The sequence below is a fragment of the Psychrobacter immobilis genome, assembly GCF_904846235.1.
In the GTDB taxonomy this organism is placed as follows: domain Bacteria; phylum Pseudomonadota; class Gammaproteobacteria; order Pseudomonadales; family Moraxellaceae; genus Psychrobacter; species Psychrobacter immobilis_C.
The window spans coordinates 1-14975 of record NZ_CAJGZN010000017.1; the positions used below are offsets into that span (position 1 = coordinate 1).

General features: G+C 43.0%; 12 protein-coding genes. 6 read left to right on the forward strand and 6 right to left on the reverse strand.

Annotated features, from left to right (window positions below):
- Window positions 1-678: 678 nt before the first annotated feature.
- Window positions 679-1368 (reverse strand): DNA glycosylase, encoded by a 690-nt coding sequence (locus JMX07_RS11120; protein WP_227684799.1) that lies wholly within the window; start codon window positions 1366-1368, stop codon window positions 679-681.
- Between the two features lie 358 nt (window positions 1369-1726).
- Between JMX07_RS11120 and upp the strand changes: the two genes are divergently transcribed.
- Window positions 1727-2386, forward strand: coding sequence for a uracil phosphoribosyltransferase (upp, locus tag JMX07_RS11125; protein ID WP_057761878.1), 660 nt, complete (start codon window positions 1727-1729; stop codon window positions 2384-2386).
- 73 nt (window positions 2387-2459) lie between these two features.
- The gene (locus JMX07_RS11130) at window positions 2460-3209 is read left to right on the forward strand and encodes an SDR family NAD(P)-dependent oxidoreductase (protein ID WP_201607977.1); all 750 of its coding nucleotides are present in this window, start codon (window positions 2460-2462) and stop codon (window positions 3207-3209) included.
- Window positions 3210-3278: 69 nt separating this feature from the next.
- On the opposite strand, the gene JMX07_RS11135 is transcribed toward JMX07_RS11130, so the two are convergent.
- Complete coding sequence (locus tag JMX07_RS11135; RefSeq protein WP_201607979.1) at window positions 3279-3959, reverse strand: hypothetical protein; 681 nt, start codon at window positions 3957-3959, stop codon at window positions 3279-3281.
- A gap of 223 nt (window positions 3960-4182) precedes the next feature.
- Between JMX07_RS11135 and JMX07_RS11140 the strand changes: the two genes are divergently transcribed.
- A complete protein-coding gene (locus tag JMX07_RS11140) occupies window positions 4183-5151 on the forward strand; it encodes an alpha/beta fold hydrolase (RefSeq protein WP_201607981.1) in 969 nt (322 codons plus the stop codon).
- A gap of 87 nt (window positions 5152-5238) precedes the next feature.
- On the opposite strand, the gene JMX07_RS11145 is transcribed toward JMX07_RS11140, so the two are convergent.
- A complete protein-coding gene (locus JMX07_RS11145; protein WP_101204922.1) occupies window positions 5239-5466 on the reverse strand; it encodes a DUF1653 domain-containing protein in 228 nt (75 codons plus the stop codon).
- Between the two features lie 103 nt (window positions 5467-5569).
- Window positions 5570-6781 (reverse strand): tyrosine--tRNA ligase, encoded by a 1212-nt coding sequence (gene tyrS, locus JMX07_RS11150; RefSeq protein ID WP_201607982.1) that lies wholly within the window; start codon window positions 6779-6781, stop codon window positions 5570-5572.
- Between the two features lie 200 nt (window positions 6782-6981).
- Here tyrS and JMX07_RS11155 point away from each other — a divergent pair, with 200 nt between their 5' ends.
- The 3 genes from JMX07_RS11155 to JMX07_RS11165 all read left to right on the forward strand — a co-directional run bounded on the left by JMX07_RS11155 (window position 6982) and on the right by JMX07_RS11165 (window position 10723).
- Window positions 6982-8283, forward strand: coding sequence for an anhydro-N-acetylmuramic acid kinase (locus tag JMX07_RS11155; protein ID WP_413786681.1), 1302 nt, complete (start codon window positions 6982-6984; stop codon window positions 8281-8283).
- A 153-nt stretch (window positions 8284-8436) separates the two neighbouring features.
- The gene (gene fabF / locus JMX07_RS11160) at window positions 8437-9771 is read left to right on the forward strand and encodes a beta-ketoacyl-ACP synthase II (RefSeq protein WP_201608036.1); all 1335 of its coding nucleotides are present in this window, start codon (window positions 8437-8439) and stop codon (window positions 9769-9771) included.
- Between the two features lie 130 nt (window positions 9772-9901).
- Window positions 9902-10723 carry a hypothetical protein gene (locus JMX07_RS11165; RefSeq protein ID WP_201607984.1) on the forward strand — a complete coding sequence of 274 codons (822 nt, stop codon included), beginning with the start codon at window positions 9902-9904 and terminating at the stop codon, window positions 10721-10723.
- Between the two features lie 138 nt (window positions 10724-10861).
- Here JMX07_RS11165 and JMX07_RS11170 read toward each other — a convergent pair whose 3' ends face one another.
- Both JMX07_RS11170 and JMX07_RS11175 read right to left on the reverse strand, forming a co-directional pair.
- Window positions 10862-12679 carry an aminopeptidase P family protein gene (locus JMX07_RS11170; RefSeq protein ID WP_201607985.1) on the reverse strand — a complete coding sequence of 606 codons (1818 nt, stop codon included), beginning with the start codon at window positions 12677-12679 and terminating at the stop codon, window positions 10862-10864.
- 418 nt (window positions 12680-13097) lie between these two features.
- Window positions 13098-14666, reverse strand: coding sequence for a peptide MFS transporter (locus JMX07_RS11175; protein ID WP_201607986.1), 1569 nt, complete (start codon window positions 14664-14666; stop codon window positions 13098-13100).
- Window positions 14667-14975: the final 309 nt, after the last annotated feature.

The window sequence follows — 14975 nt, forward strand, 5'->3', positions numbered from 1 at the left end:
GCTATGAAGCTCTTTAAAGAAGCTTCTAAACTTGGCTCATCTAATCTGGCAAAATCGCTAAAAATTATGTTCGTAATGAATTAACTTTGAGTTTTTCTGCTGTCTTAAATGATAATTTTTATAGTTAATAATCTTCCCGAAAAGAAAAGATAGTCAACTTTATTTTTTAGCATTCTGAATCAGCAAAAATCCACACAAGTTGTTCTTTAGTTATGCTTTTAAATAATGTCTGACACTGTCGTCCAGTGCTAGTATTTCAAACTAAACAAGTCAGCCAATGTGGCTTATCCTATTTAGCGAGCTGACCATCATATCATGTTTTAATAGTCTGTCAACTTCTTTTTTTAATTTGTTTCAACAAGTTAACTGGGTTATTAATGTGTAATCTACACACTAGCTACTTCCAGCTTGTCTTGATGAGGTGCGTATTATAGACGCTTTAACTTTTGTGTCAACCCGTTTTATTAATGTTTTTAATCTTATTTTAGGATATGAATAAATTACCAACTTTTTCAATAGGTTATAGTTCAACTAATTTCAATATGTTTAGAGACTAGTTATAGATGTGCTATTTACTATACTTTCTAACATCAAAAACGTTTAGCTTTGCTAGATAAACACTTTTTACTCTCTCTAAGCCTTGTCTTCTATTGAAGCAATCATTTCTCTAGTTGCACTTTACAACTTACCCATTTTTTCGAAAAACGCTTTATACGCCGCTACTTTCTTATCCAACGATAGCGGATAGGCACGTGAGGTTGACGGCAATCTGCATAAGGTTAGATTATTCACATCAGCTTTCTGGTCGTCTGTACTCTGCCATTGATAAGGATAATCCATACTTTGATTGGTTTTTGGATGCTTTGATTTGGCAATTGGCTCGTCTAATAACCCAAGTAGTACTTCGGTCGCCTTGCCTCCTGTCGTAAACAATGTCGCTACCTTTGGCACTTGCGGCAAGATAACATCTAGATCAACAGGTGTGACTACCGTTAGATTTTTATCTGAAGCATTACCCGTCTCACGGATGGCTTGCTTTACTGTCGGGCAAGAAGCAATGCCACGTTCAAACATAAAATCTCGAATGCGCTCAGGGTCAAAGCGTTTTTCATCGCCTACTCTAAAGTAGTCAGCATCGTCAAAAAACACTCGACCATATATCCGCCACATATCATTATAAAAATTAGGATAATGAAAGCTCATCGCCCATTTATCAGCAGTCGGTGGAAACGTACCCATCATCATGACCGTTGCATTGGGTGGTAAGACAGGCTCAAAAGGATGGGTTTCGAGCTCTGTGGCTTTGTCATTAGACAATTTCGATTCAGTATCAGTGGTTTTTTGAGTGCTTGGTGTTTTTATAGTCATGATATTCTTCATCAGAAAAGCGGTTTTTTTGGTATCATAGCAAGTCTGAACACTACCTCACTTATAATCACGCTATATAGCCAAACTTAGTCGGTTCAATCAGTTGACTTAAATAGCGCGATATCTTTTTACTTGGCCTGAATTGCTTAGGCTTTGATGGCAGCTGTGAACGCAAATATTGTCATTGCGATAAATGAGCACTGTCGTAAAGTAGTTAATTGGCTTGATTGTGAAGGATTTAACTTTACTATTTATGAGCTAAAGATATGGTTAAAGTGCGGTAAGTGTTTGTATCTTTTATACTAATAGCAACCGCAGTAACTGCGCAAGCATCAGACAAGAAACCAAGAGAGTACTTATGAGTGACTTAAACAGCGATTTAAAAATTACGGTAATCGATCATCCACTAGTCCGTCATAAACTCAGCCTTATGCGCGAAAAAGACTGTAGTACTTATAAATTTCGTACATTGACCAAAGAGCTTGCGCGCTTGATGGCTTATGAAGCGAGCCGTGATTTTGAAATTGAAACTTTTCCAATGGAAGGCTGGTGTGGCGAAATTACTGGTGAGCAAATCATCGGTAAGACGGCGACGATCGTACCGATTTTGCGCGCAGGTATTGGCATGCTTGATGGTGTGCTCGATCTAATCCCTACCGCTAAGATTTCTGTGGTCGGTCTACAACGTGATGAAGAAACGTTACAGCCAGTACCGTTCTTTGAAAAGTTCGTCAGCCACATGGACAAACGTCCTGCGCTGATTATTGACCCAATGCTAGCCACAGGTGGCTCGATGGTAGCGACCATCGAGATGCTCAAGAAAAATGGCTGTACCAATATCAAAGCATTAGTACTCGTGGCTGCTCCTGAAGGCGTACGTTTGGTGAATGAAGCGCACCCTGACGTGACCATTTATACCGCTGCGCTAGACAGTCATTTGGATGAACATGGTTATATCATTCCAGGTTTGGGTGATGCGGGCGACAAGATTTTTGGTAAGCAGTTATCGAATAGATAAGTCTCATTAGGGTAAATAAAGCCGTCATCAAAATTATGGCAATAGCAGACAACATCAATAATAAGGATAGATCATGAACGTATTGATTACAGGAGCGAGCGCGGGTTTTGGTAAAGCGTTGGCAGAACGTTTGGTTGCTAACGGCCATCGCGTGATTGGTTGCGCCAGACGCCTTGATAAACTGAATGCTTTGGCAGAAACTTTAGGTGAGGCTTTTTTACCCGTGGTTATGGATGTAAGTGATACAGCTTCTATTCCGCAAATCATTGCTGACTTGCCTGATGATTTTAAACAAATCGATGTCTTGGTCAATAATGCAGGATTGGCACTGGGTACAGAGCCTGCTCACAAGGCCAGTCTAGATGACTGGATGCGTATGACTGATACCAACATTAAAGGCTTGATGGCGTTGACCCATGCGATCTTGCCAGCGATGGTTGAGCGTGACAGTGGCTATGTCATCAATGTCGGTTCGATTGCTGGTAGCTGGCCTTACTTTGGTGGTAACGTTTACGGCGCAACTAAAGCGTTTGTAAAACAGTTCAGCTTAAACTTGCGAGCAGATCTGATTGGTACCCAAGTGCGTGTGACCAATCTTGAACCTGGTAATGTGGCTGGTACTGAGTTTTCAAACGTGCGCTATCATGGCGACGATGACAAAGCGGCCAAGGTGTATGATGGCTTTAAAACCATGACAGGTGAAGATATCGGCGATATTTTGTTATGGCTAATCGAATCACCTGCTCATATTAACGTCAACCGTTTAGAAGTAATGCCAGTCGCCCAGACCTATAATGGACTGACGATTGCCAAGCAAAATTAATATTAGCTGGTCGGCTAGTTTTAGTATCAATGTTGATTATCGATATATTACTTATTAACACCGAACCTGTTAGCGTATCTCATACGATCGAAGCAATATAGAGTCATCTATATTGCTTTTTTTTATGTCTTCAATAGCTTGCTCATTGACCAAACGCAAATCCTGAAAGTCCAAAATCAGCACTTCGTTACGCAGACGTTCACTAGTGCGCTTATTATGACGTATGGCAAACCCCAATACTTGCTTACCAGTGATGGTTATCTGATTAATGATTAACCTTGACGTATTCACGGTCAGATTTTGTGCCAGATTATGAGACATTTTCTGAGTATTTATTATTGTCGTTGCCGGATTCACCGTCGTGGTTAACATCTTAGTCTGTCGTACACTTTTGGACATATCTCCTGCAAAAAACAATACTTGACCTAATGGTAAATACTGCGCATGGCGTACTAATTCTTGTCGGAACAATGCGGGCATATCTGTATTAAAACTGTCTTCTTGCTGCTGATAAAATGCGGTGAAGTTACGATGCAAATAACGCCCAAATACTGTGGTATTAATCCATTCTTGATAAACATCATCTGCCAATAACTGTTTGGTGAAAGCACTGGCATCAATTGTTACCTTCCTACTCAAAGTAGCAGACAACATCGACAGCAAAAGCGCCTTCGGACTGGTAAATATCTGCTGCTGCCATACTTGTGGATATAGGCTACTATCGAGTAATGGCAATGTTGATCTACTCATGCACTTGTATCCTCAACAATCATTTTCAGCCCCTATATAGCACTGGTATAGTATCACTGTTGACTTTTACCGCCAGCCAAATTCTATGCTATTGTCAGGTGACAGCTTTAATATAGCAGTCTTTTATTCTCGGTATAACTATTTTGTAGCGGTGTACTCTACCGCAATACTTTCTTAGCTAAATTGACCGAGACAGCTTGAAAAATCAAAGAGATATCACTCTATGAAAAAAGACCTCATACCCTTTCCTACTCCTTACCAGCTAAAGACCATTACTGTCCAAACAGCTGATGGAACGTTGCTGCCCGTCTCTGTCATCGGCAAAGGTAAACCTGTCCTATTAATGCACGCTTTTGGTATGGATGCGCGGCAATTTCTACCATTTATTTTACCGCTAATTCAGCACTACTGCTTTTACTTGCCTCATTTTAGAGGTTTTGGTTTGGCCAGTCATCAAACGTTGCCAACGTTTGATTTTATTGAGCAATATGCACAAGATACCCAAGATGTGTTTGAATACGTGAGCAAAGAGACCGGCTTTGAGGCTTTTCCTGTTGCCGCGATATCGATGGGTGCATTAGTCATGTGGGCATATTTTCAGCGCTTTGGTACTCAGCGCGTGAGTCACTATCTGAATATTGATCAAGCACCGATTATTCATAATCAGCCAGACTGGCAAGGTGGCGGTGTATTCGGTACACGACAAACCGAATTGTTTGCGCAATTTACACGGTTGATTACTGACACTGCCCCTTATCTACAAGCCGAACAAGTGGTTGACTTCCGTCACCTGCCCTATCGATTAAAAGTGAATTTGTTAGACATGGAACGCTCTTTTTCTCTACTCTCTGTCAGCAGCAAACCTTCGCAATTATTGGTAAAAGCCCTCAGTTATCGGGCACCGCACAAAATCTCATTAATGGAACACGCGACTTGGCAACATAAACTGCGCTGCCTATCAGCTTATGTTGCATTGCCCTACGATTACCGCGAGGTTTTGCCCACTGTCAATATTCCGACTACTTTGCTGATTGGTGCGCGCTCGCAGTTATATAGTGCAGAGTGGCAACAGCGTTTGATCACTCTGCTGCCCAATGCGCACAGTATTATTTTGCCGACATCAGGCCATGCCGTGCCGATGGATGCACCTGTTAGTTTTTATAAAGTATTGAAAGAGTTTCTGAACGCTTAATGATGGGTGTTTAATAATGCACAAAAAAAACGACCTCAACGGGTCGTTTTTTATGCGCTAAATTCAATCTAAATTAGTGGCTAAGTATTAATCATTTAATGGCTTAATCAATTCGAATCGCAGAATTTCCTTACCATCGACCGTAACCGTTTCAGCAAACATCGCAAGCGGACGTGCCCACACGCCATATTCACCATACAGACAACGATATACCACTAGCGATTCTTCGGTTTCTGAATGCTGCGCTGTATGCAATACTTGATACAAGCTGCCTTTATAGTGGCGGTAAATGCCTTGGGGGATGGTTTTAGTCATAGCAAACTCCTAATATTAAAATAAAAATGGCTGCTAATTATCGCTTCATAAAAAAGGTCGACAATTACTGCCGACCTCACTCTTAATTATTTTTGTAGATTATCTAACCAACCGTCACTTTCGCATAAGCCTTTTTGCCTGCTTGAATCACGACCGTTTGACCTGAGGTTAGACTAAAACCACCATCAACGACTTCGCCATCTACTTTTACCGCGCCACGTTTTACCATGTCTTTGGCAGCTGAGTTGTTTTTAGCGAGCTTAGCTTGGTTCAAGATCTGAGTGATAAATAACGCATCTTGCCCTTCTATATCTAACATAATTTCTGGCAAGTCAACTGGTAGCTCGCCATCTGCTAAGACGTTACCAGCAGATTTGTGCGCATTAGCAGCGGCATCAGCATCATGGAAGCGCTCGATTAATTCTTCGGCAAGGATACGTTTGATTTCTTGTGGGTTACGACCCTCTTTCATCTCCGCCAATAAAGCTTCCACTTCTTCCATTGGCTTAAAGCTTAAAAACTCAAAGTAACGATGGATAAGTGTGTCCGGCATCGACAGGATTTTTTGATACATGGTGCCTGGTGCATCATAGATAGCGACATAGTTGCCCAGTGATTTGGACATTTTATTGACACCATCTAGCCCTTCTAAGATTGGCACAGTGATACAAACTTGCGGCTCTTGGCCATAGCGTCCTTGCAACGTGCGACCCATTAGCAAGTTAAAGGTCTGATCGGTACCGCCAAGCTCAACGTCTGCTTTAAGCGCAATAGAATCGTAGCCTTGTACTAGCGGATAAAGAAACTCATGGATTGAGATGGGCGTTTGTGATGCATAGCGTTTTGAAAAGTCATCACGCTCTAGCATACGCGAGACGGTTTGCTGACTGGCAAGCTGAATCATGTCAGCAGCGCTCATGTCATTGAACCACTCAGAGTTAAAGACCACGCGAGTCTTTTCTTTGTCCAAGATTTTGAATACTTGTTCAGCATAAGTCGTGGCGTTGGCTTTGATTTGCTCATCAGTCAACGGTGGACGCGTGCTGTTTTTACCAGAAGGGTCACCAATCTTGGCGGTATAGTCACCGATTAGAAAATAAATCTCATGACCCAAATCTTGAAAATGCTTAAGCTTATTGATCAATACTGTGTGACCTAAATGCAGATCAGGGGCGGTAGGATCAAAGCCAGCCTTGATACGTAGTGGACGATTGAGCTTTAGCTTAGCCACTAAGTCATCTTCAGACAATATCTCTTGCGTACCACGCTGAATAAGGGCCAGTTGTTCTTCTAGGGTGTAAGTTTGATTGGTCATGATGCTCTCTATATATCACTTTAATTGGGATTTTTATGAATGACGGTTACTGGCTCAACACCTTAGGAAGTTTAGAACCTCAAAAGGTTGGAAAAAATGCTAGAATTTGACGGATATACTAGCGTTTTTTAAGGTAAATTGCCATGACCAACCCCGCATCGATTGCTGATACTGACCATAATGCCCTCGCAGACTTGCTTATGAATAATGGTTTGGATAATAGTTCAGAAGATATTGATGATTTGACCTTTGATAATTCGAACTATGCCACGTTGACCGATGCCCTTGAGCAAACGGTGTTTGAAAGCTTCGATGATGGCTTATATGTCGGCATGATGTCTGGCACCAGTTTGGATGGTATGGATGCGGTTCTTTGTCAGTTTAATCCTGAGATAAGCAACGAAGATAACACTCAACCGCCGTTGCGACTGCTTGCAACCTATAGCCAAGATTTTCCGCCACGTCTGCGTGAAGTACTATTGGCATTATGTCAGCCGAATGGCGTGAATCAACTCGTACCAGAGGCCGATGAACCAAGCAGTGAGTTGGATTGGTTCGGCTGGGCAAGTCGCGCGTACGCTGAGTTCGCGAGCGAAGTGGTCAATACGCTATTGCAGCAATCAAATACCGATCCTGAGTCAGTGCTAGCGATTGGCTGTCACGGACAAACCGTACGCCATCGCCCGCAGATGGGTTTCACGTTGCAATTGGTCGATGCCAATATTATCGCTGAGCGCACAGGCATCAGCGTGGTCAATGATTTCCGACGTCGTGACATGGCGGTTGGTGGTCAAGGCGCGCCTTTAGTACCTGCGTTTCATCAGGCATTATTTGCTACGCCTGATAGTACCCGTGTGCTATTAAACTTAGGTGGTATTGCCAATATAACGGTCTTGCCAGCCAATGAAAAAGATCAAGTTGTTGGTTACGATACGGGTCCTGCCAACTTATTATTGGATGCATGGATATCTTTGCATACTGATAATAGCTATGACGCAGGTGGCGATTGGGCGCAGTCTGGCACCATCATTGAGTTATTATTACAGCAACTTTTGGCACATCCATTTTTTGCTCAATCTCATCCAAAAAGTACAGGTCGTGAGGATTTTAACTTAACTTGGCTGCAGGGTGAGCTACAGGCTTTTGAGCAAGCCAATGCTAATATCAGTTACTCAGCAGCCGATGTGCAAGCTACCTTAACTGAGCTAACGGCTATCAGTGCCAGTACACAAATCAACATGTTTATCAATCATTCAAAAAACAGCTCGGTTTATGTTTGCGGTGGCGGCGCATTGAATGACTATTTAATGACACGCTTGCAAGCACACCTACCCCATTGCACAGTAAAAACCACTGAACATTTAGGGCTTGCACCAACATGGGTCGAGGCCGTTGCTTTTGCATGGTTAGCCAGACAAACATTGATGGGTGAAACTGGTAATTTACCAGCGGTGACTGGTGCAAATAAAGGCGTGGTATTGGGTCAAGTATGTTTTGCCTGACCAGTTAAATTTTAGTTTACATACGTGCACTTATGTGTTTTATAATGACTTTTGAAACGCCATCCTCTTAGGACCTGTAAGTATAGGATATATCGCATGAGCCAGAATAGTAGTTCACCTATCGACCAAGCCACCACTGATGACACAAATAATATGACTGCAGCACCTGTACATAAATCGCGTCAAAAACCACCTCACTACGAGCGTTCTGATGATACGCGTGTGGTAGTCACAGGTATGGGCGCCATTACGCCGCTCGGTCTAGACGTCGATAGCTCATGGACCAAATTGCTCAATGGCGAGAGTGGTATTTCACCGATTACGCATTTCGATGCCACCGGCTACCGTGCGCAAATCGCAGGCGTGATCAAAGACTTTGATGCCAAGCAATATATGAATGCCAAAGATGCGCGTCGCTATGATGAGTTCATGCATTATGGGGTTGCCGCTTCGGCAATGGCCCTAAAGCACGCTGGTTTTATCGAGGAAGTCAGTGCTGCTGATGCGCCTGTACAAGGTGTTGACCAAGATCGCTTTGGTATTATTTTAGGTTCAGGTATTGGCGGTATTCAAACGATTGAAAACAGCCGTGATACCTTACACGAAAAAGGCGCAGGCAAAGTCTCACCTTTTATTATCCCAGGCTCTATCGTCAATATGGCCGCTGGACTGGTAGCGATTAAGCATAAGTTAAAAGGCCCGAACCTTGCGACATCAACGGCTTGTACCACGGCGACTCATGCTATGGGTCTTGCTGCTCGTTTGATCGCTTATGGTGATGCTGATGTTATGCTAGCAGGCGGTAGTGAAAAAGGCTCTAGCCCACTTGGTATAGCTGGCTTTAGTGCGATGCATGCACTCTCTACGCGCAACGATGAGCCAACTAAAGCTTCACGTCCGTTTGATAAAGGTCGTGATGGGTTCGTCCTTGGTGATGGTGCTGGCGTGGTGGTATTAGAAAGCCTTGCCCATGCCAAAGCGCGCGGTGCAACGATATTAGCAGAGTTAGTCGGGTTTGGTATGAGTGATGACGCCAGTCATATTACTGCGCCACCAGAAGACGGTAGCGGTGCGGCAAGAGCGATGCAAAATGCGCTAAACGATGCTGGTATCGAGTCATCAAGCGTCGGTTATGTCAACGCTCATGGCACTAGTACCCCTGCTGGTGATGTTGCTGAGTCTATTGCTATCGAAACTGTTTTTTCTCCTGTAAAAGACAGCATCTTAGTTAGCTCAACCAAATCGATGACCGGTCACTTACTTGGTGCCGCTGGCGGAGTTGAAGCCATCTTTACAGTACTAGCGCTACAGCATCAGCATGTGCCGCCTACGATCAATCTAGATGATATCGAAGACAACTGTAACCTTGATTATGTGGCTAATCAATCACGCAAAGTTGATAACCTGCAGTATGCAGTATCCAACAGCTTTGGCTTTGGTGGTACCAATGGCTCATTGGTATTTGCTCGCTGGCCTGTCAATCAATAACAGCCATCCATCTACAGCGCAGCGCATGGTAATGAGTGCGTTGTAACGTTGGTGTCAGATTTGCTACGTTTGTCCACTTGCAGCCCCTTATCGTACTTGCGTATGATAAGGGGTAATTTTTGGAACATTTATGGAAGATACCATGTCAAGCTACTCATTTTCCCATCAGTTTTATCAACGCTGGACGTGTGCACCTGAGCCAGTACGCGCAGCGATTACCCAAGAACTAAAAGATATTACTACTCTACTGCAATCTGATACCTCATTTGAAGACTTCACTTTTAACACCCATGATTTAGATGCGCATGTAGACGAGCTATATGACAATTACAATGCAGAGCAAGCCATTGCTAAAGCAATCACGGACAAACAAGATCTAGAAGACGCGGCCGCTGCAAAACAAAAGCTAGAAGAAGAGCAGAAGAAAAAAGAAGCCACACGCAAGGCAGAAGCGACTCAAAAAGAGCAAGAGAAAAATGAACAGTCAGCGTTAGAGGCAGACAACGACAAAGAAATAGCTGCTACCGACGTAGCTAAATCAAACACAGATAAAGTCGTGGCAGATATCGCTGTTACTGATAATTCTAGTGCAAAGACTGAAAAAGCGATATCAGAAGCAAAAAATACTGAAGGCAATACTAACGATAGTAAAAATACTGATAACAAAACCATTAGCGAACAGGCACATACGCTTAGTGATAACCACATTAAAGATATTAATAATAAAGCCAGTGCCGCGATTAATTTGGCCTTAAAAGACGCGAAGCTAGATGCAACACACCAACAGCTAATCCGCGAGCTAGAAACTCAGGTCGATGACTATCTAAGTGAGCAAATGATGCTAATGTCTGAAAACCTAAAGTCTTGGCTCCGTGCTGAGGTAACCCAACACTTTAGCGAACAGAATGACTCAACTACTAATAATGAAGCTGCTAAGAAAAGTATTCACTAACAGTGCGTATTTTTCAGTGTTAGACGTATAGTTAGAAACAGTCGCTTAGTAGTAATTATTAGATAACACACACTAAAAAACCCCGTAAATAATTTACGGGGCTTTTTAGTACTTTTAGTTAATGCTTTAAGCTTGGGATTAAATGGCTTTAGTACGTTCAGTCAACCATTCAAGCGCTGCACCTTCAACACGATCTTTTAGCTCTGCGAAGACTTGGCTATGATAGTTATTTAGCCAATCAATCTCGGTTTGGTCCAACAGTGACGGCTCAATCAGACGCGTGTCAATTGGGCAGTAAGTGATGGTCTCAAAGTTTAAGAAATTACCAAACTCTGTCTCAGTAGGCTTAGCAACTGGCGTATTTACTACCAAGTTCTCGATACGAATACCCCATTTGCCTTCGCGGTACAGACCTGGCTCATTACTAGAAATCATACCGACTTTCATCGCGCGCTCTTTTGGCGTGCTAGCGCTATAGGCAATGACTTGTGGGCCTTCATGTACATTCAAGAAATAACCAACGCCATGACCTGTACCATGACCATAGTCCATCTGTGCTTGCCACAACGGCGCACGGCAAATAGCATCAATCAACGGTGAGGCGATACCATCAGGGAAATGAGCGCGAGCCAGCGCAATGTGGGCTTTTAACACAATCGTAAAGTCGCGTTTATGCTCAGCAGTGACTTGTCCAATACCAACTACGCGGGTGATATCAGTCGTACCATTCTGATATTGTGCGCCTGAGTCAATCAGTAGCAATCCGCCTTCGCCCTCGGCCACATCAAGGTAGCTGAATTTTTCTGGCGTTGCACGGTAATGTGGCAATGCGCCATTTTCGTTAAAGCCTGCGATGGTTGGGAAGCTTGGCGAGACATAATGCGGCTGACGACTGCGCACGTCTATCAGCATGCTATCAACATCTAGTTCACTTAAACGCTCGCCGTTTGCTAGACGCTGTTCAAATGTCGCAAAAAACTCAGCCAAAGCAGCGCCATCTTGACGCATCGCTTCACGCACATGATCGATATCTGCATCTGATTTTACAGATTTGAGTAATGTGCTAGGTGCCATTTGCTCAATGAAGCCAACATCATCTGCCATTTTTGAAAGCGTACCTACTGCGACTTTGCTCGGATCTAACAATAATAAATCGTCTGGCGTTAATGCGCTCAATGCCTCTTGCACAGCAGAATAGTCAGCCAGTGTGATACCGCTGTCTTTTAGACTTTGTGCAATATCTTCGCTTACTTTATCAGTATCAACAAACAACGTTGCTTTGTCTGCGTCAATCAACATATGTGACAAGAATACCGGATTATAATCAACATCCGCACCGCGCAAGTTCGTCAACCAAGCGATGTCGTCTAAGCTTGAAAGTAAATGATGGGTCGCACCTGCTTTTGCCATGCCTTCGCGTACTGCTGCAAGTTTTGAGGGGGCAGACTGAGCAAGGAACTGTTCATCATGAGTATATAATTTGGCCGCCGGTAGTGCTGGGCGATCTGTCCAAATCTCTGTCAGCACATCACGCTCAGTGATCAAAGTAATGTCATTGGCATCAAAAGCATTTAACAGGCGATCTTGCTCAGCGATAGATAGCACATTGCCATCTACTGCTACGCTATCCCCTTCTTGCAAATGGTCGGCTAGCCAGTCGATATGATTTGGCTGACCTGGCGCAAGCTTTTCTAAAGTAATACCTGTGCCTTCTAGCTGTTCGGCAGCATGTACCCAATAACGGCTATCCGTCCATAGACCTGCAAAATCAGCAGTTACAACAAGCGTGCCGACAGAACCGGTAAACCCTGACAGCCATAAGCGTGCTTGCCAGTATTCTGGTAGATATTCAGATAAATGTGGATCAGCAGACGGTACGATGATTGCGGTGAGATCTTGCGCGGCTAAGGTGCTACGTAAATTAGCAATACGTTCGTGAATGGCTTGTTTATTCATTGAATGTGTCCTTATAGAAGTTATAAAAATTTGATGTTGGAGCGATTATTTACAATCGTCTTGTTCTAATAGTCGTCTTGTTTGAGTTGTTGATACCGCTTTAGTTTTAATAAGACATTTATTATTGATAGCAATTATTCAAGCAAACAGTCTACTTATTTAGCTATCTAATTATGTTTGCTTTGATAGTTGCTTCTACTTATTGAGAATATAAAATTGAATTAATATAGGCTTATAAAACGCTGTACTGCTATTTATAGTGAGCTATCATTAGATGTTTGGGCAGACAATAAGCTTTCAATGGCTTGTGCCAAATATCTCACCAACTAAAACAATAAAACGTGCTACCAGTAATGGTAACACGTCTCATCATATGTCACTTGTGCTGTTGTTAATCACAAATGTACATCAGACTATCCTATTGCTTGGCCAGTTGTTTTTCATGCTCGCTTTCCTTAAGCATTTTATTGATAGGTTTTGCTAGTATCAATAATAGTACAGCGGTAACTACCAAAAAGATGGTCATGGTAGTAAATAGACCTGGTAAGCCTTCGATTTTATCAGCAGATACGTGCCCACCAAAGAAAGCAGCAACCAAGTTACCCATAGCGATAGAAGCAAAAAACAGGCCCATCATTTGACCTTGCATACCCTCTGGCGCTAGCTTAGTCATGGCAGACAACCCAACTGGGCTTAATGCTAACTCACCTAGCGTCAATAATAATAAACTACCTACCAACCATAGCGGCGATGCCAAGCCAGCACCAGGCGCTAAAATGCTTTTTGAGGCAAAAATCATCAAGGCAAAACCTGCAGCTGCCAGTAGCATACCGAGTGCAAACTTAGCCATACTGCTAGGCTCAAGACCGCGGTTACCAAGCTTGACCCAAATAATACTAACGATAGGTGCCAATATTAAAATAAATAGTGGGTTCAATGACTGGAACCAAATACTTGGTATCTCAAATCCTAAAACATTTAGATCGGTATAACGATCGGCAAATAAGTTAAAAGACGTTGGCTGCTGCTCAAAGCTTGACCAGAACAGCGTCGAACCAATGATTAAGACAAAACAAATTAATAAGCGTAGTTTGTCCGTCTTATCCAATCGCGGTGAGATAAACATAATAGCGAAATATAAGATAACCACCGCAGCAATGATGTACGTCATATACTCTGCAACCATCTCAGGATTAAACGATATCATGCCAGTAGACACTAGTAGCACTGCGGCTACTAGCAACGCAACGAAACCACCAACCCAGCGACCGATGTTTTTGTAATGGTCGTTAGATTTTTCCCACTCAGCAGAAATACCTTTGACGCGTGCATAACGCGTTAAGTTCTTTTGCGCGACAAAACGATAAATCAGTAATGAGACCAACATACCCAAACCACCAACGCCAAAGCCGACATGCCACATGCCTTTTTCTTTGAATACGCCGACGATAAGTGCCGCTAATAACGCACCGACATTGATCCCCATATAAAATAAGGTGAAACCGCCATCACGGCGAGAGTCGCCTTTAGGATACAAGGCACCAACCATCACTGAGATACAGGTCTTAAATAACCCTGAGCCCAAGACAATACAGATTAAACCAACGAAGAACAGCGTCATACCAAACATCGCTGAAAGCGCGATACACAAGTGACCAAGGGCAATAATGATACTACCCCACCACAGCGCACGCTCTTGACCTAGCCAGTTATCTGCTAACCAGCCACCTGGTACTGCTGCTAAGTATAACGAACCAGCGAAAATACCATAAATAGCAGAAGCGGTGACTTCACTAAAGCCAAAACCGCCACTGCTCACTGTTGCCACCATAAATAAAACCAATAGTGGACGAATACTATAATAGGAGAACCGCTCCCACATTTCGGTAAAAAACAATGAGCGTAAGGGCGCAGGATGTCCCATAAAGCCATTGTCTAGAGCTTCTAACTCTGCTGCACTAGCCCCCGAATTTGTTTCTGTGCCCATAACTTTATTCCTTTAAAGATCATATTTGTAATGACCAAACCCCTGATTATCCAGATGGACGGTCATATAGGCGGAACATTGTTTCACTTGGCTATAATCAAGTAAAGAAAGAATTGGTCAAAAATTACACAAATACCCATAAAAAAAGCCCGCTCTCAATGGTTGAGAACGGACTCTTTTTATAGGTATCTAGGACAGTAATATTATGCTTATAGCACTGTTGATACAGACTTCATAATGCAGCTCATTTAACAATCGAGTGGCACCATTTTGGATCATTTACACTACTTTAGGTCAGTTACATAATCA